The 24,862-nt window shown below is 36.0% G+C and carries 24 protein-coding genes and 3 tRNA genes; 18 read left to right on the forward strand and 9 right to left on the reverse strand.

The features are described from left to right. Nucleotides 1-53: 53 nt before the first annotated feature. From rpsG to U9966_RS01600, 9 genes are all read right to left on the reverse strand, one after another. Entirely contained in the window at nt 54-524 is a 471-nt protein-coding gene (rpsG, locus tag U9966_RS01560; RefSeq protein ID WP_306347536.1) for a 30S ribosomal protein S7, read from the reverse strand. 108 nt (nt 525-632) lie between these two features. Next, nucleotides 633-1,007 (reverse strand): 30S ribosomal protein S12, encoded by a 375-nt coding sequence (gene rpsL, locus U9966_RS01565; RefSeq protein ID WP_115316225.1) that lies wholly within the window; start codon nt 1,005-1,007, stop codon nt 633-635. A gap of 121 nt (nt 1,008-1,128) precedes the next feature. Continuing rightward, nucleotides 1,129-2,553: a tRNA (N6-isopentenyl adenosine(37)-C2)-methylthiotransferase MiaB gene (miaB, locus tag U9966_RS01570; RefSeq protein ID WP_306347537.1), complete on the reverse strand. Its 1,425-nt coding sequence runs from the start codon at nt 2,551-2,553 to the stop codon at nt 1,129-1,131. Nucleotides 2,554-2,731: 178 nt separating this feature from the next. Beyond that, complete coding sequence (locus U9966_RS01575) at nt 2,732-3,109, reverse strand: hypothetical protein (RefSeq protein ID WP_306347538.1); 378 nt, start codon at nt 3,107-3,109, stop codon at nt 2,732-2,734. A gap of 10 nt (nt 3,110-3,119) precedes the next feature. Continuing rightward, nucleotides 3,120-3,368: a hypothetical protein gene (locus U9966_RS01580; protein WP_306347539.1), complete on the reverse strand. Its 249-nt coding sequence runs from the start codon at nt 3,366-3,368 to the stop codon at nt 3,120-3,122. Nucleotides 3,369-3,395: 27 nt separating this feature from the next. After that, nucleotides 3,396-4,487: a redox-regulated ATPase YchF gene (gene ychF / locus U9966_RS01585; RefSeq protein WP_306347540.1), complete on the reverse strand. Its 1,092-nt coding sequence runs from the start codon at nt 4,485-4,487 to the stop codon at nt 3,396-3,398. A gap of 47 nt (nt 4,488-4,534) precedes the next feature. Next, nucleotides 4,535-5,125 (reverse strand): aminoacyl-tRNA hydrolase, encoded by a 591-nt coding sequence (pth, locus tag U9966_RS01590; RefSeq protein ID WP_306347541.1) that lies wholly within the window; start codon nt 5,123-5,125, stop codon nt 4,535-4,537. A gap of 137 nt (nt 5,126-5,262) precedes the next feature. Next, entirely contained in the window at nt 5,263-5,889 is a 627-nt protein-coding gene (locus tag U9966_RS01595; protein ID WP_306347542.1) for a DsbA family protein, read from the reverse strand. Nucleotides 5,890-5,930: 41 nt separating this feature from the next. After that, on the reverse strand, nt 5,931-6,209 hold the full coding sequence (locus tag U9966_RS01600) for a YihD family protein (protein WP_211599179.1): 279 nt from the start codon (nt 6,207-6,209) through the stop codon (nt 5,931-5,933). A 153-nt stretch (nt 6,210-6,362) separates the two neighbouring features. Between U9966_RS01600 and menD the strand changes: the two genes are divergently transcribed. The 18 genes from menD (at nt 6,363) to nrdG (ending at nt 24,843) form a co-directional block, all read left to right on the forward strand. Then, nucleotides 6,363-8,072: a 2-succinyl-5-enolpyruvyl-6-hydroxy-3-cyclohexene-1-carboxylic-acid synthase gene (gene menD, locus U9966_RS01605; protein ID WP_306347543.1), complete on the forward strand. Its 1,710-nt coding sequence runs from the start codon at nt 6,363-6,365 to the stop codon at nt 8,070-8,072. Then, nucleotides 8,072-8,845: a 2-succinyl-6-hydroxy-2,4-cyclohexadiene-1-carboxylate synthase gene (gene menH, locus U9966_RS01610; protein WP_306347544.1), complete on the forward strand. Its 774-nt coding sequence runs from the start codon at nt 8,072-8,074 to the stop codon at nt 8,843-8,845. The genes menD and menH overlap by 1 nt, the downstream gene beginning before the upstream one ends. 96 nt (nt 8,846-8,941) lie before the next feature. Then, nucleotides 8,942-9,034 (forward strand) — tRNA-Ser (locus U9966_RS01615). A gap of 18 nt (nt 9,035-9,052) precedes the next feature. Beyond that, nucleotides 9,053-9,129, forward strand: a tRNA-Arg gene (locus tag U9966_RS01620). A gap of 39 nt (nt 9,130-9,168) precedes the next feature. Next, a tRNA-Arg gene (locus tag U9966_RS01625) sits at nt 9,169-9,245 on the forward strand. 46 nt (nt 9,246-9,291) lie between these two features. Beyond that, nucleotides 9,292-10,587, forward strand: a complete 1,296-nt coding sequence (locus U9966_RS01630; RefSeq protein ID WP_306347545.1) for an NAD(P)/FAD-dependent oxidoreductase — start codon at nt 9,292-9,294, stop codon at nt 10,585-10,587. A 13-nt stretch (nt 10,588-10,600) separates the two neighbouring features. Then, nucleotides 10,601-11,401, forward strand: a complete 801-nt coding sequence (gene map / locus U9966_RS01635; protein ID WP_306347546.1) for a type I methionyl aminopeptidase — start codon at nt 10,601-10,603, stop codon at nt 11,399-11,401. Between the two features lie 133 nt (nt 11,402-11,534). Further along, the gene (locus tag U9966_RS01640; protein ID WP_306347547.1) at nt 11,535-12,284 is read left to right on the forward strand and encodes a DeoR/GlpR family DNA-binding transcription regulator; all 750 of its coding nucleotides are present in this window, start codon (nt 11,535-11,537) and stop codon (nt 12,282-12,284) included. A 194-nt stretch (nt 12,285-12,478) separates the two neighbouring features. Beyond that, nucleotides 12,479-14,245 carry an L-fucose isomerase gene (gene fucI / locus U9966_RS01645; RefSeq protein ID WP_306347548.1) on the forward strand — a complete coding sequence of 589 codons (1,767 nt, stop codon included), beginning with the start codon at nt 12,479-12,481 and terminating at the stop codon, nt 14,243-14,245. Between the two features lie 100 nt (nt 14,246-14,345). Beyond that, on the forward strand, nt 14,346-15,806 hold the full coding sequence (fucK, locus tag U9966_RS01650; protein ID WP_306347549.1) for an L-fuculokinase: 1,461 nt from the start codon (nt 14,346-14,348) through the stop codon (nt 15,804-15,806). 62 nt (nt 15,807-15,868) lie between these two features. Next, nucleotides 15,869-16,303, forward strand: a complete 435-nt coding sequence (gene fucU, locus U9966_RS01655; protein ID WP_115316296.1) for an L-fucose mutarotase — start codon at nt 15,869-15,871, stop codon at nt 16,301-16,303. A gap of 17 nt (nt 16,304-16,320) precedes the next feature. Beyond that, nucleotides 16,321-16,968 carry an L-fuculose-phosphate aldolase gene (gene fucA, locus U9966_RS01660; RefSeq protein ID WP_090919937.1) on the forward strand — a complete coding sequence of 216 codons (648 nt, stop codon included), beginning with the start codon at nt 16,321-16,323 and terminating at the stop codon, nt 16,966-16,968. Between the two features lie 17 nt (nt 16,969-16,985). Next, the gene (locus U9966_RS01665) at nt 16,986-18,485 is read left to right on the forward strand and encodes a sugar ABC transporter ATP-binding protein (RefSeq protein WP_306347550.1); all 1,500 of its coding nucleotides are present in this window, start codon (nt 16,986-16,988) and stop codon (nt 18,483-18,485) included. Between the two features lie 15 nt (nt 18,486-18,500). Continuing rightward, entirely contained in the window at nt 18,501-19,481 is a 981-nt protein-coding gene (locus tag U9966_RS01670; protein ID WP_090919942.1) for an ABC transporter permease, read from the forward strand. Between the two features lie 114 nt (nt 19,482-19,595). After that, nucleotides 19,596-20,645 carry an ABC transporter substrate-binding protein gene (locus tag U9966_RS01675; RefSeq protein ID WP_306347551.1) on the forward strand — a complete coding sequence of 350 codons (1,050 nt, stop codon included), beginning with the start codon at nt 19,596-19,598 and terminating at the stop codon, nt 20,643-20,645. 91 nt (nt 20,646-20,736) lie between these two features. Beyond that, nucleotides 20,737-21,888, forward strand: coding sequence for a lactaldehyde reductase (gene fucO, locus U9966_RS01680; protein ID WP_211599190.1), 1,152 nt, complete (start codon nt 20,737-20,739; stop codon nt 21,886-21,888). Between the two features lie 304 nt (nt 21,889-22,192). Next, complete coding sequence (gene nrdD / locus U9966_RS01685; protein ID WP_306347552.1) at nt 22,193-24,319, forward strand: anaerobic ribonucleoside-triphosphate reductase; 2,127 nt, start codon at nt 22,193-22,195, stop codon at nt 24,317-24,319. A 50-nt stretch (nt 24,320-24,369) separates the two neighbouring features. Next, on the forward strand, nt 24,370-24,843 hold the full coding sequence (nrdG, locus tag U9966_RS01690; protein WP_306347553.1) for an anaerobic ribonucleoside-triphosphate reductase-activating protein: 474 nt from the start codon (nt 24,370-24,372) through the stop codon (nt 24,841-24,843). Nucleotides 24,844-24,862 lie beyond the last annotated feature (19 nt).

Below are 24,862 nucleotides of genomic sequence, written 5' to 3' on the forward strand. Positions count from 1 at the left end.
TTCATCGCATAATAATGTATGTGATGAAGCCTAAAAATAAAACGATTTCGCTATTACCAGCGGTAATGTGCAAACGCTTTATTCGCTTCAGCCATACGGTGTACGTCTTCACGTTTTTTCACCGATGTACCTTTATTTTCTGTTGCATCAGAAAGTTCGTTAGCTAAACGTAATGCCATAGATTTATCACCACGCTTACGTGCTGCATCTACGATCCAACGCATTGCTAGTGCATTACGACGCACTGGACGAACTTCAACTGGCACTTGATAAGTTGAACCACCCACACGACGAGATTTAACCTCAACCGTTGGACGCACATTTTCAAGTGCTTCTTCAAATGCTTCTAATGGGTCTTTACCTGTACGCTGTGCTAGCGTCTCTAAAGCACCATAAACGATTGTTTCAGCAATAGATTTTTTACCATCTACCATTAAAACATTAATAAATTTCGCAAGTAATTCTGATCCGAACTTAGGATCTGGAAGGATCTTGCGTTGTCCAATAACACGACGACGTGGCATTGCAAATTCTCCGTATAAATCTTCAGGATATCCAAAACTCTTTTGACTGGAGTTTCGTATAAATATAAATAACTAAATTAACGTTTGGCCTTACTTAACGGAGAACCATTAAGATTTAGGACGTTTAACGCCGTATTTAGAACGCGCTTGTTTACGATCTTTTACGCCAGCACAGTCAAGTGCTCCACGTACGGTGTGGTAACGCACACCTGGTAAGTCTTTAACACGACCACCACGGATAAGAACAACACTATGCTCTTGAAGGTTATGACCTTCACCACCGATATAAGAAGTTACTTCGTAACCATTTGTTAAACGAATACGACATACTTTACGTAATGCTGAATTCGGTTTTTTAGGTGTAGTTGTGTACACACGTGTACACACGCCACGTTTCTGCGGGCAAGCCTCTAATGCAGGAACGGTGCTTTTTACAACCTTTTTCACACGCGGTTTGCGTACTAATTGGTTGATAGTTGCCATTAAAAAACTCCAGTTTAAAATTAAATATTAATTAAAAATCCTTTTCTTACGAGAAAAGGACGTGTAATTCTATTGCTGTATTGCTCAATTGTCAAGAAATTCTAATAAATGCGAGAATAAATTAAACGATAAATCGTCCAACACCTAATTCGTCTTCCTTGCGAGTTCGCTCGATAATACTTTGTGGCGATTCAACCACTCGTAATCCCATTTCTTCTTCTGTTCGCACCACTTCACCTCGTAGGGAGTTTGTATAAACTTCAGTGATTTTAACATCAACGAATTTACCAATCATATCTGGTGAACCGCTAAAATTCACAATACGATTATTTTCAGTGCGTCCAGTGAGTTCCATTAAATCTTTTTTAGATGGTCCTTCAACTAAAATGCGTTGTTCAGTACCCAGCATCATCCGACTAAATTGTACCGCTTGGGTATTAATGCGATGCTGAAGACGATACAAACGCTCTTTTTTCTCTTCTTCACTTACGTTATCAGGCAAATCAGCTGCAGGCGTGCCTGGTCGAGGAGAGTAAATAAAACTAAAACTCATATCAAAATTTACTTGTTCAATGATTTTCATTGTATCTTCAAAATCTTTTGCTGTTTCACCAGGAAATCCCACAATAAAATCTGAACTAATTTGAATATTCGGACGAGCTTGACGTAATTTACGAATAATCGCTTTAAATTCTAACGCAGTATGATTACGCTTCATCATTGTTAAAATACGATCTGAACCACTTTGAATTGGCAAATGTAAGAAACTAACTAATTCAGGTGTATCACGATATACCTCAATAATATCATCACTAAATTCAATTGGGTGACTAGTTGTAAAGCGTAAACGATCAATGCCATCTATTGACGCAACTAAACGCAATAATTCTGCAAATGTACAAACCCCACCATCAAAGGTTGCACCACGATAAGCATTTACATTCTGACCTAATAAATTTACTTCACGTACACCTTGCTCTGCTAATTGAGCAATCTCAAAAAGGATATCATCAATAGGACGACTCACCTCTTCCCCACGCGTGTAAGGTACAACACAAAAAGAACAATATTTATTACACCCTTCCATAATAGAAACAAAAGCACTTGGTCCTTCTGCTCGAGGCTCTGGTAAATTGTCAAATTTTTCAATTTCAGGAAAACTAATATCAATAATCGGATTATTATTTTTTCCTCTTTGATTGAGCATTTCAGGTAAGCGATGCAAAGTCTGAGGACCAAAAATCATATCTACATAAGGTGCTCTTTTACGAATATGCTCCCCTTCTTGTGATGCCACGCAACCGCCAACACCAATCATTAAGTCAGGTTTATTCTTTTTTAGATTTTTCCAACGACCTAATTGGTGAAACACCTTTTCTTGTGCTTTTTCACGAATTGAACACGTATTTAAAAGCAAAACATCTGCTTCCTCAGCATTATCTGTGAGTTCAAATCCGTGTGTTTCGTTTAATAGGTCTGCCATTTTTGATGAATCATATTCATTCATTTGACAGCCCCATGTTTTAATATGTAATTTCTTTGCCATTATAAAATTTATCTAAGAATTAATCAGTTAAAATAAAAAAAGCGTAAGTAAGAGCTTATCCACGCTTTGAGGTGTAGCGGAGCATTCTACCTTTTTGTATGTTTTATCGCTAGTGTTTATTTTTAGTTTCACTAAAGGCACTATTTATTAGTCCCTTTACTATTAAACAAACCATTTATTAATCATCAAGTAATATATCAGCCTTTGAGCGTAATTTTTTCTTATTAAGAAACCTTTTCTCTCTATCAGTAAATTTTTCTTTTACTGCCACTTTAACGGCTTCTTTTTCTTCACTTTTAGGATCATCTTTTCTCCTAAACATTGTAATCAGTAAATAGCTAGAAAGTGCAATATTACCAATAATAATTATCCATTTAATAATTAATACTAATGCTAAATATTCAAGCATATTTTGTAATGTTAAAAACTCAATAAAATCTTCATAAATTGCATCAGCAAAAAAAGCAATCAATAATAAAAAGACGACAAGAGCTAAACGACGTCGTAATTTAAAAAGATAATACCAAATCAATGCTGATTTAAACTGCTTAAACATTTAAAATCCTTTAAACGAAGATATTAAGCCCTAGAGCAGCTAATGCGACTACTAAGGATTTTGATTTTAGATCTTCGGTAATTTTTCGTTCTTCATCAGCAATAATAATTTCTAATTCATCATCACTATAATCATCAAAAGTTTTATTACGCTCAGCAATTCTTGCTTTCGTTGCAATAATTGCTTTTTCTCGAATTTTTTTTGCGATTTTCTCTTTAGGATAATTCACCATTGAGCCCAATGAATCAATAATATTCATTCTTTACCCCACTAGATTAAAGAAAAATTAAACATTAAAGCGGAAATGCATTACATCACCATCTTTAACTATATACTCTTTACCTTCTAAACGCCATTTACCCGCCTCTTTGGCACCGTTTTCGCCTTTATATTGAATAAAGTCTTCATAAGCAACCACTTCGGCACGGATAAAGCCTTTTTCAAAGTCAGTGTGGATAACGGCAGCCGCTTTTGGAGCAGTTGCACCCACTGCCACTGTCCACGCACGCACTTCTTTTACACCTGCGGTAAAATAAGTTTGTAAATTTAGTAATGAATAACCTGCACGAATCACACGATCTAACCCTGCTTCTTCAATACCTAAATCTGCTAAGAATTCATCACGCTCATCGTCTTCAAGTTCTGCAATTTCAGATTCAATCGCCGCACAAACAGGTACCACAACCGCATTTTCTGTGGCTGCAATTTCACGTACTTTATCCAAATAAGGGTTATTTTCAAAACCATCTTCGTTCACGTTTGCGATATACATTGTTGGTTTTAACGTTAAGAAGTTATAACCTTTTATCGCAAATAGCTCATCTTTGTCTAAATCAATGCTACGAATCATTCCCGCTTCTGAAACCACTGGTAAGATTTTTTGCATAATTGATAATTCAAATTGTGCGTCTTTATCGCCACCTTTGGCACGTTTGTTTAAACGTTGAATTGCACGCTCACAGCTTTCTAAATCGGCTAATGCTAACTCAGTATTGATGATTTCAATATCTTCCGCTGGATCGATTTTTCCTGCAACGTGAACGATATCATCATTTTCAAAACAACGTACCACGTGTCCAATTGCGTCAGTTTCACGAATATTGGCTAAGAATTTATTTCCTAATCCTTCGCCTTTACTCGCCCCAGCCACTAAACCTGCGATATCCACAAATTCCATTGTGGTTGGTAATACTCGCTGTGGTTTTACAATTTCAGCCAACGCATCTAAGCGTGGATCTGGCATCGGTACAACACCAGTATTTGGTTCAATAGTACAAAACGGATAGTTTGCCGCTTCAATCCCTGCTTTTGTTAATGCGTTAAAAAGGGTTGATTTCCCTACATTTGGAAGACCGACAATCCCACACTTAAATCCCATAATTTTTCCTTACTTTTTGTAAATTTTTACTAAAATTTGACCGCTATTTACGGCGTTGCTTTAAACCCATTTAAACGGTTCATTGCTTTTTCTACGCCGTCTTTAAATAAAATTTCTACCGCACGAGTTGCCTCATCAACGGCTTCATCAATTAACTTTTGATCAGTTGGCGATGGTTTGCCTAACACATAATTAGACACCATATTTTTATCGCCGGGATGATCAATCCCAATACGCACACGGTAGAAATTTTTGCTATTGCCTAAACTGGCAATAATATCTTTCAAACCGTTATGCCCACCGTGTCCGCCACCTTGCTTGATTTTTGCCACGCCACAAGGTAAATCAAGTTCATCATGTGCGACTAAAATTTCTTCGGGTTGGATACGATAAAAATTCGCTAATGTCCCAACCGCTTTGCCACTTAAATTCATAAAAGTGGTTGGCACAAGCAATCGTACTTCGCCTTGTGAAGTATTGGTTTTCGCCACTTTTCCAAAAAATTTATTTTCTTCTTTTAAACTTGTATTAAATAAACGTGCAATTTCGTTGACTAGCCATTCTCCTGCATTATGACGAGTTCCTTCGTACTTCGTTCCTGGATTAGCCAAACCAACAATCAATTTAATTTTTGACACAGCATTCTCTTTGAATAATCAAACAAAGGTATATTGTAGGGAAAATAAGGGATTTTAACAAGGTGATTTAAATGTATATTAATTTGTAGGCACAGGGCACGCCTCGTGCCTACAATACTTATAAAAAGACGTATTTTTTATTTAGTTGCTAAAGAGGTAATAGTATCTACATAATGTTGAATAAATTCTTCAGTAGTTTTCACATCACTAAAACCTTCACCATTAATTTTATATTTATTATCCACAAAAAAAGCAGGAACCGCTTCTACCTTTAAGGTTTTCGCTAAATTTTCTTGTTTTGCCACCAAACCATTGATCGCAAAACTATTAATACCACCATCAAATTGCTTTTCAGACACACCATTTTCAACAAAAAGAGAGCGGATATCTTCCATTGAATTTATTTTCTTTTCTTGAACAGCGTTAAATAGCGGTATTTTTATACTATCTTCAACATTAAGCGCCATTGCTAATGCCCAAGCTCGGGTTAAATTTTCACCTTGAGGTCCATAGGTTAAATGGTATTGTGTTAACGGTATATTTTCAGGTAATTTTTCTTTAATAAGAGTCGGTATTTTATAGGTTATTTCAAAATTTTTACAATGTGGACAATAGAAAGAGAAAAACTCTACCACTTCTTTTTGAGTAACGGGAAGTTGACTTATTTCAACATACTCTTTGCCTAGTTTAGGTTCAAATGCAGTTGCATTAAACGAAACTAGACCAAGTAATACAATAGTACCTATCTTTAATAATTTTTTCATTTTAATTTATCCTAATAATTTGAGCTGTTGTTTGGACAATCTTAATCTTTTAAAATTCCACGCGCTTTTAATAACGCCGTTTTAAAATCTTCTTCGTAATCTTTTTTTATCCCTGGAATAACAGTGTCATTACTGGTTCCACGCATTTTTAATTGATAGATTAAGACTTCATCCGTTAAAGCAGAAAGATCGTCTGGTTTTCCCACTTCTTTTGCTAATTGTTTCAAAAAATCCAGTAAAGATAAATCAGGTTCTTTACGCCAATGATCACCTAATAATTCAATAATCTCATCCACTCGATGTGTTAGTTGATTGTTCATTTTCATCCTTTATTAGAAATAATTATGGCTTATCATATATTTTTAGTGAAAAATTTGCAAAATTTTATAAAAATCTACCCGCTTGGTATTTGGTTGTTAGTCAAAGTTGTTATATGATAAGCAAAACTTTTTAATTTTAATAGGTAGATAATAATGAATACAACCAGTACCTTTAATCGAGCTTGGTCACGAGTAATACTCAATGCTCTTTTGCGTTATGGTGTAAAACATTTTTGTATTGCACCAGGATCTCGTTCTACCCCTTTAACATTAGAAGCATTACATTTACAACAACAGCATTTGGCAAAGTGTCATACTCATTTTGATGAGCGAGGTTTAGGTTTTTTTGCACTAGGAATAACGAAAGTAACCAATGATCCTGTTGCCATTATTGTTACATCAGGTACAGCTGTAGCTAATTTATATCCTGCTATTATTGAAGCAAGTAAGACACATCATAAACTAATTATTTTATCCGCAGATAGACCTCCAGAGCTTATTGACTGTGGAGCCAACCAAGCGATTAATCAACAACATATTTTTGCGAATTATCCTATTGAAAATTTAAACCTACCAAAACCAAGCCATGATTATAGTGCAAACTGGTTGGTTTCTATGGTAGAAAAAGTCTGTTATGAACAAAAAAATAAAGCGGGAGTAATACATATTAACACCCCTTTCTCTGAACCTTTGTATGAGGCAAATGAAGACGAAATTGAAAATGATAGCTGGCTTTTATCAATTCAATCTTGGCTTACTCAATCTAATAAAAAATGGTTAGATCAACAAGATAGCCAAACAGATGTATTAATGCATAAAGATTGGGATTATTGGCGAGCAAAAAAAGGAGTAATTGTTGTAGGAAAACTTCCTACAGGGCAAGGTATTGGATTAAAAAACTGGGCTGAAACTCTAGGATGGTGTCTCATTTGTGATGTACAGTCTGCCGTTGATACAAATCTACCTTATGCAGATATTTGGCTTGCAAATAATACGGTTCAACAACGCTTATTACAGGCAGATATAGTGATACAATTTGGTTCTCAGATTGTTAGCAAAAGGGTTAATCGATTTCTAAACTTGTTTGAGGGAGAATTTTGGGTAGTGGATCAACACGCTGACTACCTCAATCAAAATGCAAAACCACAAACACGTTTTATCGCAAAATCACATCATTTTATTCGAGCTCATCCACCACTGCGTCAAAAAGCCTGGTTACTAGAACCATTAGCACTTTCTCAATTTTGTGATTCATTTATTAAAAAGCAAGTTGGCACTAACTTAAACGAAGCCTCCCTTGCTCATTATATTGAACAAGTATTACCTAAAAATGGACACCTTTTTGTTGGTAATAGCCTCTTTGTAAGATTGGTTGATGCTCTGTGTAAATTACCAGAAGGCTATTCGATTTATACAAATAGAGGTGCAAGTGGTATTGATGGTTTAATTGCAACAATGGCGGGCATCGCAATAGGGAGCGAGCAAGCAACTGTCGGCATTATTGGTGATATTTCTGCATTACACGATCTCAATTCTGTTGCTTTATTACGCCAAATTAATCACCCAACAATTTTATTTGTGATAAATAATAGCGGTGGAGCCATTTTTGATACCTTACCCGTTGATCCAAAAGTAAAAGCAGAATACTACCGAGCCTCACATCACTTTGAATTTTCACAAATAGCTACAATGTTTGGCATTGATTATATCCGACCTTTTACTTGGGCTGATTTAAAAACAAAACTAAAACAAGCCTATGCTCGTAGAGGGGTCACCTTTGTAGAAATTAAAGTCAATGATCAAGAAGGTAGTGCGTTATATCAATCTATTATTAAACAGATCTCAAGAGCGTCTATTGATTAATGTTAGCATTTAAATGGCATAATAATTTAAACCACTGCAGTTCAAGTATTCCTGTCGTATTTTTACACGGATTACTTGGATCTCAACAAGATTGGGAAAATGTATTAAAAAATTTGCAAAATTTTCCACAAATCATACCGCTTACTATTGATCTTCCTTTTCACGGAGAAAGTGAAAGTATATCTTGCAGTAATTTTGATGAAGTTTGTCAAAAAATTGATCAATGTTTACAATCTCAAATTCATCAACCCTTTTGGCTCGTGGGATATTCACTAGGAGGACGAATTGCATTACATTATCACTTATCCAACAATAATCCCTACTTACTTGGAACCATTATTGAAGGTGCAAATATAGGCTTGCCTACTGAACAAAAAAAACAACAACGTTGGCAAAATGATTTACATTGGGCTGAACGTTTTGAAAATGAAAAAATTGAAAATGTTTTACAAGATTGGTATCAACAAGCGGTATTTTCTGATCTAAATTTTGCAAAAAAAAGTGAATTAATCGAAAAACGTAAACAAAATAGCGGTCATCAAATAGCAAAAATGTTAAAAGCAACCAGTCTTGCTAAACAAAAATTTTTACTAAATGAAGTTAACAGCTCTTCAAATATCTATTTTTTTATTGGTGAACGAGATCACAAATTTAAAACACAAGCAGAACAATATAAACTCAATTATCAACTAATTGAAAATGCTGGTCATAATTGCCATTGGGAAAATCCAGCCAATTTCATAACAAAATTAATGGCAATAATAGAACGATGATTAATTTTGCTTAGTAATCAATCAACTAAAAATAAATCATCTAAAAAGCATTTGACTTATTTTAAGATTCTAGTATTATCTCCGCCCACAAACCGTGGTGAGATGGCCGAGCGGCTGAAGGCGCTCCCCTGCTAAGGGAGTATGGGGTCAAAAACTCCATCGAGGGTTCGAATCCCTCTCTCACCGCCATTTTGTAATTTGAAATACGCACCCATAGCTCAATTGGATAGAGTACTCGGCTACGAACCGAGCGGTTAGAGGTTCGACTCCTCTTGGGTGCGCCATTTTATTTATATATTGAAAACTGTTTGTAATATCAAAACGCACCCATAGCTCAATTGGATAGAGTACTCGGCTACGAACCGAGCGGTTAGAGGTTCGACTCCTCTTGGGTGCGCCATTTTTTCAACTCTCAATTCTTATTCTTAACAAAAAAGTGATTTTTTATGCTTAATTTCGCATATCAAGAACATAAAAAAACGTATTATTCTGATACGGCAAATATTCAATTTAAATTTACACATTTATCTCAAAATCAAACCGCTGATGTATGTATTATTGGTGCAGGTTTCACTGGTTTATCAACAGCATTAGAACTTGCAGAACAAGGTAAAAGCGTGATTGTACTCGATGGTGCAAGAGTGGGCTTTGGTGCATCTGGTCGTAGTGGTGGTCAAGCCATTAATGGTTTTGAAGAAGGTGTAGAGTCTTATATTCGAGAACTCGGTTTAGAAAAAACCCGCAAAATTTGGGATATGTCCCTTGAAGCATTAGATATTATCCAAGAAAGAATAAAAAAATATAATATTCAATGTGATTGGCAACAAGGCTACGCAACCTTAGCATTAAATGAACGCCGAATGGAAGAGCTTGAACTTTCAAGAAAAATAGTTCGAGACATTTTTGACTATAAATATTCCCAAATTTGGGATAAACAACAGTTACAACAACATTTGAACAGTGATATTTATCACGGTGCTTTGTACGACAGTCTTTCAGGACATTTACATCCTCTTAATTACTGCTTAGGTTTAGCAAAAGCCTGCCAAGATTTAGGTGTACAAATTTATGAACATTCACCCGTAATCGCTCTTGATGTTACAACAAGTAAAATAACAGTAAAAACAGAGAAAGCCACCGTTATCGCTCAAGATGTTGTTCTTGCAACCAATGCCTATATTTCTGGATTATCCGATAAAATCCATTTTGGTATTGCCAATAAAATTTTACCCGTAGAAAGTTTTATTATTGCCACAGAACCTTTAGAACAAAAAGTTGCAGATAATATAATCAATAATGGAATGTCTGTATGTGACAGTAATTATTTATTAAATTATTACCGATTAAGTGCGGATAATCGCTTATTATTTGGTAGTGATTCTAGTAATAATACGGATATGATCGCAAAAATGCGAAAAAATATGCTCAACGTATTTCCACATCTTGAAAGTGTAAAAATTGATTATGGTTGGGGAGGACCTATTGATATGACGCTGAATTCAGCCCCACATTTTGGTCGAATTCAGCCTAATTTATATTTTGCACAAGGTTTTTCAGGACACGGTGTTGCATTAACAGGATTAGCAGGTAGAATTATCAGTGAAGCAATTTGTGGAAATGATGAAAGATTAGCTATTTTTGAACAATTAAATGTCCCAAGTCTTTGGGGGGGAAAGTTAGTCAAAAAAGCAGCGTTATATGTTGGTATGCGTTATTATCGTTTCTTAGATAAATTCTGTTAAAAAGGTAAATTTAATGAACAATATTCCAATTAGAACAGCAGCAGAAATTGAAAAATTACGTATCGCGTGTAAACTCGCCTCTGATATTTTAGTAATGATCGAACCCTATGTAAAAGAAGGTATTAGCACTGGTGAACTTGATCGTATTTGTCACGATTATATTGTAAATGAACAAAAAGCAATTCCAGCGTGCCTAAATTATCACGGATTTCCAAAATCAGTATGTATTTCAATTAACGAAGTCATTTGTCATGGTATCCCAAGTGATGATAAAAAATTGAAAAAAGGCGATATTGTCAATATTGATGTAACCGTAATTAAAGATGGTTATTTTGGTGATAACTCAAAAATGTACTTTGTTGGTGAACCAACACTGAAAAGTAAGCGTCTTTGTGAAGTAACCCAAGAATCTTTATATAAAGCAATTCGTATTGTTAAACCCGGTATACGTTTAAATCAAATTGGTAAAGTAATCCAAACTTATGTAGAGAAAGAAGGTTTTTCCGTTGTACGTGAATATTGTGGGCACGGTATTGGTGTAGAATTCCATTGTGACCCACAAGTTTTACACTATTATGGTGACGATGGTGGTGTGATTTTACAAGAAGGAATGGTGTTTACTATTGAACCGATGATCAATGCAGGTAAAAAAGAACTACGTTTAATGAAAGACGGCTGGACGGTAAAAACGAAAGATCGCAGTCATTCGGCACAATATGAACACCAAATTGTCGTCACTAAAAACGGCTGTGAAGTAATGACAATTCGTGATGAAGAATTAGATAAAATCTCACGAATAATGATCAATAGTTAATTTTTAATTTTATAGCGGTAAGATATTAATAAAAATTTGTAAATTTTTTTTAATATAATTAAAAATGGTTGTTATTTAAACATTAAGAGAACATAATAATAGGCAATTATGTTCTCTTTATATTATTCACAAAATGACAAAACGAATAGATCTTATATTAGAAGACGTAAACCGACTTGGAAAAGTTGAGGTTATTAATTTAGCCAAAGAATACGGTGTTTCTGTAGAAACCATTCGCCGTGATTTAACGGCTTTAGAAAAAAAAGGACTACTGTATCGAGTACACGGCGGAGCGATCAATAAAAAAGTGAAAGATGCAGGCAACTCTTTTCAAACAAGACAGCGTTATAACCTAGATAAAAAGAAAATTATTGCACAAAATGCAATGGAATATTTATTTGAAGATATGGTTATTGGGTTGGATGCAAGCTCTTCAAGTTGGCATTTTTCCCAGTTAATGCCAGATATCCCTTGTACCGTTGTAACAAACTCAATGCATAATATGACAGCTTTAGTGAACAAGCCAAATGTTAAAACCATCGCAACAGGTGGCGTTTATTCAAGTAAATATAATGCATTTTACGGACCATTATCGGAACATTTATTGTCACGTTTACATATTGATATTAGCTTTATTTCTTGTGTAGGCTTTGATAGTGAAGGAAAAATTTGGGAATCCAATGAACTCAATGCGTCGGTAAAACAGAAATTAATGAATGTCTCTAAGCAAGTTTTTTTACTCGCAGATGATTCAAAATATCAAAAAACCAATTTAATTCAACTTTCAGATTTTTCTCAAATTGATATGCTTTTTACCACAGAAGGTGTTGATAATCATTTATATGAATGTTGCAAAACCCACAATGTTTCTTTAATAAAATGACCGACTTTCCATAAATCGGTCATTTTCAGTCAAAAAATATTCATTTTTAGCTTTCAAAAACAGCATTTTTTGTGAGTCATATCACAAAACCAACATCAAAATTATAAAATTATTATTCTTTTTCTTTTTTTTGTTTGAAAATAACTTTCAGAAAGTAAGTATTTTTCTTAATCAAAAAAAGAGGAAGAATAAAAATGAAAACATACAAATCTGCATTACCAAAAATTGGTATCCGTCCAACTATTGATGGTCGTCGTATGGGAGTACGTGAATCCCTTGAAGATCAAACAATGAATATGGCGAAATCGGTTAAACAATTATTAGAGAGCAAAATTTATCACACAACTGGCGAGAAAGTAGAATGTGTGATCGCTGATACTTGTATTGGTGGGGTAACCGAAGCCGCAGCTTGTGCTGAGAAATTTAAACGTGAAAATGTGGGTGCAACGATTACGGTTACACCTTGTTGGTGCTATGGTTCTGAAACCATTGATATGGATCCACACCTTCCAAAAGCGATTTGGGGTTTCAATGGTACTGAACGTCCAGGGGCAGTTTATTTAGCGGCGTCTCTTGCTGGGCATAACCAAATGGGCTTACCAGCATTCTCTATTTATGGAACAGAAGTTTGCGAAGCAGACGACACATCAATCCCAGCAGATGTTGAAGAAAAATTATTACGCTTTGCTCGTGCTGCATTAACTGTTGCAAGCATTCGTGGTAAATCTTACTTATCAATCGGTGCGGTTTCAATGGGTATCGCAGGTTCTATCGTAAATCAACCATTCTTCCAAGAATATTTAGGTATGCGTAATGAATATGTGGATATGACCGAAATCAAACGCCGCCTCGATCGTGAAATTTATGATAAAGAAGAATTTGAATTAGCCTTCAAATGGGTAAAAGAAAATTGCCCAGAAGGTATTGATGTAAACGCACCTGAAAATCAACGTACCCCTGAAGAACGTGAAGAACTTTGGGCAACAGTGGTTAAAATGACAATTATTGTGCGTGATTTAATGGCAGGTAATCCACGTTTAGCAGACTTAAACTTCGGTGAAGAAGCATTAGGACATAATGCCGTGTTAGCAGGTTTCCAAGGTCAACGTCACTGGACAGATCATCTTCCAAACGGCGACTTTATGGAAGCGGTATTAAATACGACTTATGACTGGAATGGTTTACGTCCGCCACATCTGCTTGCCACAGAAAATGATAGCTTAAATGGTGTGGGAATGTTGTTGGGTAATGGCTTAACAGGTCAAGCTCAAATTTTTGCTGACGTGCGTACTTACTGGTCGCCTGAATCAGTCGAAAAAGCAACCGGCTTTAAACCAGAAGTGGGCTTTATCCATTTAGTAAACTCAGGTTCTGCAACTTTGGACGGAACAGGACAACACACAGATAAAGACGGAAAACCAGTAATCAAACCATTCTGGGAAGTGACTGAAGAAGATGCTAAACGTTGTTATGAAAATACCAAATGGTGTCCAGCGGTTCACGAATACTTCCGTGGGGGCGGTTACTCATCTCAATACTTAACCAAAGGTGGAATGCCTTTCACTATGCACCGTATCAATATTGTTAAAGGTATCGGTCCTGTGTTACAAATTGCAGAAGGTTGGTCTGTTGATTTACCAGAACACGTACACGATATCTTGAATAAACGTACCAATGAAACGTGGCCAACAACTTGGTTTACACCACGCTTAACAGGTAAAGGGGCATTCACTGATGTGTATTCTGTAATGGCGAACTGGGGTGCAAACCACTGTGTGGCAACTTACGGACACGTTGGTGCAGATTTAATTACCCTTGCATCAATGCTACGTATTCCAGTTTGTATGCACAACGTTGATGAGAAAGACATCTTCCGTCCAAGTGCATGGAGTGCATTCGGTCAAGATAAAGAAGGTCAAGATTATCGTGCTTGTGCAAACTTCGGTGCATTATATAAATAGAAAGCATAAATAATCAGTAACAATCAAAGTGCGACTAGTGATTGATTAGTCGCACTACAACTCAAATCTTATTTTAATTCTATTAAAAGGGGAGGCGTGAATGTCTATTGCACTCATTTTTGACTGTGGCGCGACTAATTTACGCACAATTGCGATTGATGAAAAAGGCAAAATTGTGGCTTCTCATCACATTGCAAACAACACTCAACCAGATCCTGAAAACCCACAATATCATATTTGGGATTTCGCAGAAATTTGGCAAAAGTTAGAAACTTGTGCTGAACAAACAATTGCAAATTTACAAAAAAATCACACCGCTTTATCGGATATTAAAGGGATTGCTGTCACTACTTTTGGGGTGGACGGTGCACCTTTTGATAAAGAGGGCAAACAACTTTATCCGATTATTTCGTGGAAATGTCCACGCACCTTACCTGTGATGGCAAACCTTGATAAATACTTAAATGTTGAGCAGTTATATCAACGTAATGGTATCGGTCAATACAGCTTTAATACCCTTTTCAAATTATTATGGCTTAAAGAAAATAAACCTGATGTATTCCAAAAAATGGATAAATGGGTGTTTATTTCTTCAATGCTTAGCCAACGTTTAACGGGTAAATTTACCACTGACCGCACAATGGCGGGTACATCAATGATGACTAATCTTGAAAGCAATGATTGGGATAGTGAGGTGTTATCCGTTTTAGGTTTAACCAAAACTCATTTTCCAACAATGGTCAATGCTGGCGATAAAATCGGCATATTATCAAAAGAGTTAGCTCAAAAATTTGGTTTAAATGAAGTGCCTGTTATCTCTTGCGGACACGATACGCAATTTGCGGTATTTGGTTCAGGTGCAGGTTTAAATCAGCCTGTATTAAGTTCTGGTACGTGGGAAATTTTAATGGCAAGAACCGAAAAAGCCGAGCCACATATTGAATTTGTGCCACAAGGTTTAACCACTGAATTTGACGCACAAGATCGTTGCTTTAACCCTGCTGTGCAATGGGTTGGATCTGGCGTGATGGAATGGATCGGTAAGCTCTTCTTTGCTGATGTGGTGGGAACAGATAAATATTATCCAACAATGATCGGCGAAGGCGAAAAAGTCGCGGTGGGTTCAAATGGTATTCGCTTTACAGGCACGTTCGCGGCAACAGATAAACCTGTGGGCTTAGGTGGAATTACTGGCTTATCAATGCACAATCAACGTGGACAGATTTATCGTGCAGCGTTGGAATATATGGCATTACAACTTAAAAATGGTCTAGAAGTATTACAAAAAGTCAGCCACTTTGAAGCAGAAAGTTTAATTTGTGTGGGTGGTGGTTCTAAAAATCGATTATGGAATCAAATCCGTGCCGATGTTTTAGGGTTGCCATTAGATATTGTTGATGTTGCAGAAAGCACCGTGTTAGGGGCAGCAATGTTTACCTTTGCCGGTGTGGGTGTGTTTGAAAATGTCGAACAAGCTCAACAACAAATGCAACCAAATAAACAACGTATTTATCCGTCACAAAATAGTGAAAGCTATCAAAAATGGTTACAAGAGATTTAAAAATTTGTTTTTAAAAAGTATTAAAAAATAACACATATTAAAAGAAAACTAAGGAAAATTGTATGTTAAAAGGTATTCATCCAGCAATCTCACCAGAGTTGCTAAAAATACTTGCAGAAATGGGACACGGTGATGAACTTGTTTTATCTGATGCTCATTTTCCTGCTCATTCACTTCATCATAAAGTTATTCGTGCCGATGGAATTAGCGTTAGCACCTTATTAAGTGGCATTAGCCCACTCTTTGAATTTGATGCTTATGTTGATGCACCGTTAGTAATGATGCAAGCAGTGGAAGGCGATACACTCGATCCAACGGTTGAGAAAAACTACTTAAATGCAATCCAACAAGCGGTCGGATTTACACCAAAATTAACAAGAATTGATCGCTTTGCCTTTTATGATCGTGCCAAAACTGCTTATGCCGTTGTTATCAGTGGCGAAACGGCAAAATATGGCAATATCATCATTAAAAAAGGTGTGACACCTATTATTTAAATTAGAGGAAATTAGAAATGAACAGAAAAGAATTATCAAGAAAAATTATTGATACCTGTTTAGAAATGACTCGTTTGGGGTTAAACCAAGGTACAGCGGGTAATGTAAGTGTACGTTATAAAGATGGTATGCTAATCACACCAACGGGGACACCTTATGAATTATTAACCGAAGACAGTATTGTTTATGTAGATGGAAACCGCAATTTTGAAGAAGGGAAATTGCCTTCAAGTGAATGGAATTTCCACCTTGCGGTTTATGAAAACCGTCCTGATTGCGACGCTGTAATCCATAATCACGCCGTAAACTGTGCCGCAGTGTCTATTTTAGAAAAAGAAATCCCAGCTATTCACTATATGATTGCGGTTGGCGGAACAGATCATATTCCTTGCGTACCTTATGCAACTTTTGGTTCTCGTAAATTAGCAGAATATGTGGGTGAGGGTATCAAAGAAAGTAAAGCAATTTTACTGGCTCATCACGGCTTTATTGGTGCGGATAAAAATCTAGACAAAGCACTATGGCTAGCTCACGAAGTAGAAGTTTTAGCAGAGTGGTATCTTAAATTGTTAGCAACTAATCAGCCTATTCCAACCCTTCCAAAAGAAGAGATGGAAGTCGTGTTAGAGAAATTCAAATCTTATGGTTTAAGAATCGAAGAATAATTCAATTGGAGTGTGCTATGTCAAAACAACAAGAAACACTACTTGCAATGAAAGGTATCTCCAAATCTTTTTCTGGTGTTGTAGCATTGAAAAATGCTGAAATTGATTTGAAGGCTGGAGAAGTTGTTGCTCTTATGGGGGAAAATGGGGCTGGAAAATCTACATTAATGAAAATCCTAACAGGGATATATAGTAGAGATTCTGGTACCGTTACCTATATGGGCAAGGAAGTAGAATATAAAGGACCGTCTGAATCAGAAGAAGATGGTATTGCTATCGTTCACCAAGAACTTAATATGATGAATGACTTAACTGTTGCTCAAAATCTGTTTATTGGTAAAGAATCAATGAATGGTTTTTTCATCGATGATGCCGAGATGAATAGAAAAGCAAGAGAGCTATTTAAAATATTAAATATTGATATTGACCCAGCCGAAAAAATAGAAAACCTTACTGTTGGGAAGCAGCAAATGGTAGAAATTGCAAAAGCTATATCAAAAAATGCGAAAGTTATTATTTTTGATGAACCAACTGCCGCTCTCACAGACTCTGAGATAGACGAGTTATTTAAAGTCATCAATGATTTGCGAGATAAAGGCACGGGTATGATATATATTTCTCACCGAATGGATGAGATAAATATTATATCTGATCGGGTAACTGTAATGCGAGATGGTGAATTTGTCGGTACTTTGGTCACCAAAGAGTGTGATAAAAACGATATTATTAAGCTTATGGTTGGTCGTACCATTTTTGCAGAACCTAAAGCACAATCTAATGTAGATCCTGATGCTCCAGTTATATTGAAGTGTGAAAATCTGAATCGTGGAAAGTATGTTAAAGATGTAAGTTTCGAATTGAGAAAAGGAGAAATTTTAAGCTTTGCAGGGTTGATGGGAGCAGGACGAACTGAGGTTGCAAGACTTATATTCGGTGCAGATAGAAAAGATTCTGGGAAAGTTTACATAAATGGTAAAGAAGTTCAGATAGATTCTCCTAAAGATGCGGTGGCTGCAGGGATCGGTTATCTATCAGAAGATAGAAAAAGATATGGTCTTATCGTTGATAAGCCAGTAGAAGAGAATACCGTAATAGCCAACCTTGACTCATTTATGAAAGGACTATTTATTGATACTGAAAAATCTCGAGAAGTATCAAAGAAATACGTAAATGAACTAAAAACAAAAACACCTAGTGTCGAACAACCAGTTAAAAAGCTTTCTGGTGGTAACCAACAAAAGGTTGTTATCGCTAAATGGCTCGTTAGAGACTGCGATATTCTTATATTTGATGAACCTACAAGAGGTATAGATATTGGTGCTAAAAGTGAAATCTATCATTTAATGGAAGAATTAGCTCAGCAAGGAAAGTCAATTATTATGGTTTCATCAGAACTTCCAGAAGTCCTTCGTATGAGTGATCGAGTTATTGTTATGTGTGAAGGTAAAGTGACAGGCACATTCGACATATCCGAAGCCACTCAAGAACGTATTATGCAAGCAGCGACAAATCGCTAGAAAAGGAGAGAGACAATGCTTACTAAATTAAAAAAAGTTTTTTCCAACCAACAAACTGTAGTGTTTATTGCACTTATCGTTATTTGTATCGTATTTGCTCTTATTACACCTAAGTTTATGCAAATATCTACATTTACTAATGTATCTAAATCTGCTTATTATGTAGGTTTTATGGCGATAGGGGTGACCTTTGTTATTGCCACAGGGGGAATTGATTTATCCATTGGTACTGTTGCAATTTGCTCGGCCCTGATTGGTGGTACATTGATGCAACAAGGATTGCCAATGATCTTTGTTATCTTTGCAATTCTCTTAACTGGGATCCTATTTGGTTTAGTGAATGGATTGATGGTTTCTAAACTGGGGATACCTTCCTTTATTGCCACACTAGGAACAATGATGCTATCTCGTGGGCTTGGATCGATTGTATCACAAACAAGATCAATCTCTTTCCCACAAGGTCACTCAGATGGAGCTTGGTATCGAGAATTTTTTATGATTACTGCTAAAGATTCATTTCTACCAAAACACTTTCCGACTGGATTTATATTGATTGCGGTTGCTTGTATTATTATGGCAATTATACTAAATAAAACCAAAATCGGTAGATATATACTCTCTATCGGCTCAAATAAAGAAGCAACAAGACTTTCAGGTATCAACATTGCAAAATATGAAATCTATGCTTATGTAATTTCAGGTTTCTTTGCAGCACTTGCGGGTATTGCTTATGTTGCTGTATTTACCACAGCTCAGCCAAATACAGGTAATGGATTTGAGCTTGATGCTATCGCAGCTGTCGTCATTGGAGGAACATCACTTGCTGGTGGTATCGGTTCGATATTCGGTACCATTATTGGTGTATTTATTATGACAGTGTTAAAAATAGGTTTCCCATATATCGGTGTACAATCTCATTACCAGCTATTTATTACAGGTATAATTCTAGTATTCGCTGTATATATGGATATTCTCAATAGAAAACGTAACAAATAACTTTTATCACTCACATATTTGAAAAGGAGGGGGAACATATTTAAATCAACTAAGGTATTTACTAATTTCTAACTAGTATATATAAACTAAAACTTAATTAATGAGGAAATCAAAATGATTAAATCTAGAAAAATGTTAGCGAGTGTTTTAACTTCTTGTGTATTAGCTGCAGGTTTAGCAACAAATGCAATGGCAGATGATGCCAAAAAAACACATATTGATGTGATTGCGAAAGGTTTCCAACATCAATTCTGGAAAGCTGTTGAATTAGGTTCTAACAAAGCAGCAAAAGAATTAGGCATAGAAGTAACATTCCAAGGTCCAGATACAGAATCTAATATTGCGCAACAATTAGAATATTTAAATACTGCAATAGCAGGAAAACCAGATGCTATCTGTCTTGCTGCTCTTGATACCAATGCGTCATTAGGCGCTATTTCTGAGGCACAAGATGAAGGTATTCCTATCATTGGTTTTGACTCAGGTGTTCCTAATGCACCAGAAGGCGCGATTAAAGCAAATGCTTCAACAGATAACTATGCTGCGGGTGCGTTAGCTGCAACTGAATTATTTAAACTTATCGAACCAAAAATCAAAGCCGCGAAAGAGCCTGTGAGAATTGGTGTTGTAACACAAGATTGGAATGGTGAGTCTGTTAAATCAAGAACAAAAGGTTTTGTTGATGAAGTAGTTAAGTTAGTTGGCAAAAATAATGTTTCAATTGAAGGACATGATGCACTTAGAAATGAGAATGATAAAGCGAAAGTAATCGTTGATATTGGTATTCCAGCAGAAGTTAAAGATGTGGATGCAGCAGCTGTTGCTTCAGCACTTCTTGAAAAAGAAGATCTAATTGCAATTTATGGTTCAAATGAATTTGCAGCAAATGCAATTATCACTGCTAATGAAGGCCTAGAAAAAATTGGTAAAGGTAAAGTCGTTGCAGTAGGTTTTGATGCAGGTAAAAAACAACTTGATGCCGTAAGAGCTGGACTATTTGCAGGTTCAATCACTCAAGATCCAGTACAAATTGGTTATAAAGCAGTTAAATTAGCTTATGATGCATCTCACGGCAAAGCAGTGAAAGATGTAGATACTGGTGCTAAATGGTATAACTCTACAAATATGGATGATGCAGATATCAAACCTTGTTTATATGAGTAAGATTACCTTATAAAAGAAAGCTAAAATTCACGAAAGTGGGTTTTAGCTTATTTTTAAAATTATAAAATATTTTATATTTTTAGGAGTTATTATGGCAAATCGTATGATTTTAAATGAGACCAGCTATCACGGTAAAGGTGCAATCCAAAATATTGTCGTAGAAGCAAAGGCTCGTGGTTTCAAAAAAGCACTTGTTGTAACAGACAAAGATCTCATTAAATTTAACGTCGCAAGTAAAGTAACCTCTCTGTTAGATGAAGCAGGTCTTGCGTATGAAATTTTTGATGAAGTAAAAGCAAACCCAAGTGTTGATATTATCAAACGTGGAGTTGAGAAATTTAAACAAGCAGGTGCAGATTATTTAATTGCAATTGGTGGAGGTTCGCCTATCGATAGCTCAAAAGCAATCGGAATTATCATCAATAACCCTGAATTTAGCGATGTGCTTTCCCTTGAAGGTGTTGCGCCAACCAAGAAAAAATGTGTACCAGTGATTGCCGTGGCAACTACAGCAGGTACAGCAGCAGAAGTTACCATTAACTATGTAATTACAGATGAAGCTAAAAAACGTAAATTTGTTTGTGTTGATGTAAATGATATTCCAGCGGTTGCAATTGTTGACCCTGATATGATGGCAAGTATGCCAAAAGGCTTAACCGCTGCAACAGGTATGGATGCATTAACACACGCCATTGAAGGTTACATCACCAAAGCAGCGTGGGAGTTAACTGACGCATTACATTTAAAAGCGATTGAATTAATTTCTCGTTCATTACGTGGTTCTGTAAATGGCGAACCAGAAGGACGTGAAGGAATGGCATTAGGGCAATATGTTGCTGGAATGGGCTTCTCTAATGTAGGTTTAGGTGTGGTTCACTCAATGGCACACCCACTTTCAGCATACTACGACACACCACACGGTATTGCAAACGCTGTATTATTACCTTATGTAATGGAATTTAACAAAGATTACACGGGTGAAAAATACCGTGAAATTGCTCGTGCAATGGGAGTGAAAGGCGTTGATGAAATGTCGCAAGCTGAATATCGCAATGCGGCAGTTGAAGCAGTAAAACAACTGGCAAAAGATGTAGGTATCCCAGAAAAACTTTCAATGATTGATGTGAAAGAAGAAGATTTACCTGCACTTTCCGTTGATGCCTTTAACGATGTATGTACAGGAGGAAATCCAAGAGATTGTACAGCAGAAGAAATTTTAGAAGTGTACAAAATTGCATTCTAATATTCTTTTATAAGTGATTATATCACAGTAGGAATATATAAAAGACTACTTAAAAGTCCTTTAAATCCTTATATTTAAGGTTTTGAAGGACTTTTTGCAAAAAAATAAAATAAAGTCACCGCTTATTTAGATAAATTTTCAGACGTAAACATTTACATTTATTTACACTTCTTTATATTATAGATTTAATCAAGATCACCATTAGTTGATCAAAAAAACAAACGAAAATTATCACTACTCTCTCTTGAAATGATAATCGTTGTTAGTATATATTAACCCTTTAAGTTTGTGCATTGAGGTAAAAATGGGTAAATTTTTAGTTACAAAACGAGATGGCTCTCTGACAGAATTTGATATCACACGTATTATTACAGCAATAAAAAATGCAACCAGATCTGTGGGTATTGATGATGAACATTATTGTTTAAGCATTAGCCAGCAAATTAGCAGTAAAATTATCAATGATTATCAGCAAGGGATTGATATCAATAGTATTCAAAGTATTGTTGAAGATCATCTAATGCAAAGTTGTTATCCTCAGGTTGCTCGTACCTATATTGAATATCGTCACGATAGAGATATCGCTCGTGAAAAATGCTCCTTTTTAATGAAAGAAATTGAAGGGCTAATCGATCAAACCAACATTGCAGTACTCAATGAAAATGCCAACAAAGATGCAAAAATTATTCCAACCCAACGTGATTTATTAGCGGGTATCGTGGCTAAGCATTATGCACAACGTTATATTTTGCCTCGTGATGTGGTCAATGCTCACAATAGTGGCGAAATTCACTACCACGATTTAGATTACTCGCCATTTTTCCCAATGTTCAACTGTATGCTGGTTGATCTAAAAGGAATGCTAGAAAATGGCTTTAAAATGGGTAATTCTGAAATTGATACGCCTCGTTCAATCGGGACGGCAACGGCGATTACCGCCCAAATCATTGCCCAAGTAGCGAGCCACATTTACGGTGGAACAACCATCAATCGTATTGATGAAGTGCTTGCCCCTTATGTGGAAAAAAGCTATCAGAAACTCTTGAAAATTGCCCAAGAATGGCAAATTCCTAATCCACAAGGCTATGCTGATAGCCTGATTGAAAAAGAGTGTTTTGACGCATTTCAGTCCCTTGAATATGAAATCAATACACTACACACCGCAAATGGTCAGACGCCTTTTGTCACTTTAGGTTTTGGGTTAGGAACAAGCTGGCAAGCTCGTTTAATTCAAAAATCTATTTTGAAAAATCGTATTCGTGGCTTAGGTACAAATCATAAAACACCGATTTTTCCTAAATTAGTTTTTACCTTAAAACGTGGTTTAAACCTTGAAAATGGCGATCCAAATTATGATATCAAAAAACTCGCCTTAGAATGTGCCTCTAAACGAATGTACCCTGATATTCTCAATTATGACAAACTCATTGAAATCACCGGTTCATTTAAAGCCCCAATGGGGTGTCGCAGTTTCTTAAATGAATATACGGAAAATGGCGAGCAAATTCACGATGGACGCAATAATTTAGGTGTGGTTAGCATTAACTTACCTCGTATTGCGTTAGAGTCTAAACGGAATGAAACTACGTTTTTTGAGCTACTTGATAAGCGATTAAATATTGCCAAAAAAGCACTAATGACTCGCATTGCTCGTCTTGAAAATACCAAAGCGCGTGTTGCCCCAATTTTATATATGGAAGGGGCGTGTGGCGTACGTTTGAAAGCGGAAGATAACGTCGCCCAATTATTTAAAAATGGCAGAGCATCCATTTCTTTGGGCTATATCGGCATTTTTGAGACCATCAACGCATTGTATGGCGATACCCATATTTATGACGATGAAAGATTACGTCAAAAAGGCTTAAAAATCGTGGAATATTTAAGTAATGCGACCAAACAGTGGAAAGAAGAAACGGGCTATGCATTTAGTTTATATTCCACACCAAGTGAAAATTTATGTGACCGCTTCTGTCGTTTAGACGTAAAACAATTTGGCATTATTAAAGGCGTAACGGACAAAGGCTACTATACCAACAGCTATCATTTAGATGTTGAGAAAAAAGTCAATCCATACGATAAATTAGATTTTGAAATGCCTTATCCTGCTCTCGCAAGTGGTGGTTTTATTTGTTATGGCGAATACCCAAATATTCAGCATAATCTAAAAGCATTAGAAGATGTGTGGGATTACAGCTACGACCGAGTGCCTTACTACGGCACGAATACGCCAATCGATGAATGTTATGAATGTGGATTTAGTGGCGAATTTGAGTGTACCAGCAAAGGTTTTACTTGTCCTAAATGTGGTAACCACGATAGTAATAAAGTTTCGGTCACTCGCCGAGTTTGTGGTTATTTGGGTAGCCCTGATGCACGCCCATTTAATGCAGGAAAGCAAGAAGAAGTTAAACGTCGAGTGAAACATTTGTAAGTTTTATCCAAAATTTGACCGCTTGTTTTAAGAAAAATATTAAGTAAAAAATGAATTATTTACAATATTATCCCATTGATGTGGTAAATGGAGAGGGGACAAGATGTACCCTTTTTGTTAGTGGTTGCACGCACTATTGCAAAGGGTGTTACAACCAAAAAAGCTGGTCTTTTGATGCTGGCATTTTGTTTGATGAGACAATGGCACAGCAAATTATCAACGATCTCAATGATACTCGGATTAAACGACAAGGCTTAACCCTTTCAGGTGGCGACCCCTTACATCCACGAAATATTGAAACCTTATTACCTTTGGTAAAACGAATTAAAACTGAATGTAAAGGTAAGGATATTTGGGTTTGGACAGGCTATCAATTAGCAGAGTTAGATGATTATCAACGTCAAATGTTACCCTATATTGATGTGTTGATTGATGGTAAATTTATTCAAGATCAAGCCGATCCTAGCCTAATTTGGCGAGGATCAGCTAATCAAGTTATTTATCGTTTTAATGATAGTCATTAAATAATAAATTGTCTTAAAA

It is taken from the genome of Pasteurella atlantica (assembly GCF_963693435.1).
In the GTDB taxonomy this organism is placed as follows: Bacteria; Pseudomonadota; Gammaproteobacteria; order Enterobacterales; family Pasteurellaceae; genus Phocoenobacter; species Phocoenobacter atlanticus.

What these genes read in the sequence shown, in the direction of transcription:
- nrdD (WP_306347552.1), top strand. Translation starts at nt 22,193, where the DNA reads ATGGGTAAATTTTTAGTTACAAAACGAGATGGCTCTCTGACAGAATTT.
- map (WP_306347546.1), top strand. Translation starts at nt 10,601, where the DNA reads ATGAACAATATTCCAATTAGAACAGCAGCAGAAATTGAAAAATTACGT.
- fucA (WP_090919937.1), top strand. Translation starts at nt 16,321, where the DNA reads ATGAACAGAAAAGAATTATCAAGAAAAATTATTGATACCTGTTTAGAA.
- rpsL (WP_115316225.1), bottom strand. Translation starts at nt 1,007, where the DNA reads ATGGCAACTATCAACCAATTAGTACGCAAACCGCGTGTGAAAAAGGTT.
- U9966_RS01675 (WP_306347551.1), top strand. Translation starts at nt 19,596, where the DNA reads ATGATTAAATCTAGAAAAATGTTAGCGAGTGTTTTAACTTCTTGTGTA.
- U9966_RS01575 (WP_306347538.1), bottom strand. Translation starts at nt 3,109, where the DNA reads ATGTTTAAGCAGTTTAAATCAGCATTGATTTGGTATTATCTTTTTAAA.
- miaB (WP_306347537.1), bottom strand. Translation starts at nt 2,553, where the DNA reads ATGGCAAAGAAATTACATATTAAAACATGGGGCTGTCAAATGAATGAA.
- fucO (WP_211599190.1), top strand. Translation starts at nt 20,737, where the DNA reads ATGGCAAATCGTATGATTTTAAATGAGACCAGCTATCACGGTAAAGGT.
- U9966_RS01600 (WP_211599179.1), bottom strand. Translation starts at nt 6,209, where the DNA reads ATGAACAATCAACTAACACATCGAGTGGATGAGATTATTGAATTATTA.
- menH (WP_306347544.1), top strand. Translation starts at nt 8,072, where the DNA reads ATGTTAGCATTTAAATGGCATAATAATTTAAACCACTGCAGTTCAAGT.
- menD (WP_306347543.1), top strand. Translation starts at nt 6,363, where the DNA reads ATGAATACAACCAGTACCTTTAATCGAGCTTGGTCACGAGTAATACTC.
- U9966_RS01595 (WP_306347542.1), bottom strand. Translation starts at nt 5,889, where the DNA reads ATGAAAAAATTATTAAAGATAGGTACTATTGTATTACTTGGTCTAGTT.
- fucU (WP_115316296.1), top strand. Translation starts at nt 15,869, where the DNA reads ATGTTAAAAGGTATTCATCCAGCAATCTCACCAGAGTTGCTAAAAATA.
- U9966_RS01630 (WP_306347545.1), top strand. Translation starts at nt 9,292, where the DNA reads ATGCTTAATTTCGCATATCAAGAACATAAAAAAACGTATTATTCTGAT.
- U9966_RS01665 (WP_306347550.1), top strand. Translation starts at nt 16,986, where the DNA reads ATGTCAAAACAACAAGAAACACTACTTGCAATGAAAGGTATCTCCAAA.
- U9966_RS01640 (WP_306347547.1), top strand. Translation starts at nt 11,535, where the DNA reads ATGACAAAACGAATAGATCTTATATTAGAAGACGTAAACCGACTTGGA.
- ychF (WP_306347540.1), bottom strand. Translation starts at nt 4,487, where the DNA reads ATGGGATTTAAGTGTGGGATTGTCGGTCTTCCAAATGTAGGGAAATCA.
- fucK (WP_306347549.1), top strand. Translation starts at nt 14,346, where the DNA reads ATGTCTATTGCACTCATTTTTGACTGTGGCGCGACTAATTTACGCACA.
- nrdG (WP_306347553.1), top strand. Translation starts at nt 24,370, where the DNA reads ATGAATTATTTACAATATTATCCCATTGATGTGGTAAATGGAGAGGGG.
- U9966_RS01670 (WP_090919942.1), top strand. Translation starts at nt 18,501, where the DNA reads ATGCTTACTAAATTAAAAAAAGTTTTTTCCAACCAACAAACTGTAGTG.
- rpsG (WP_306347536.1), bottom strand. Translation starts at nt 524, where the DNA reads ATGCCACGTCGTCGTGTTATTGGACAACGCAAGATCCTTCCAGATCCT.
- fucI (WP_306347548.1), top strand. Translation starts at nt 12,479, where the DNA reads ATGAAAACATACAAATCTGCATTACCAAAAATTGGTATCCGTCCAACT.
- U9966_RS01580 (WP_306347539.1), bottom strand. Translation starts at nt 3,368, where the DNA reads ATGAATATTATTGATTCATTGGGCTCAATGGTGAATTATCCTAAAGAG.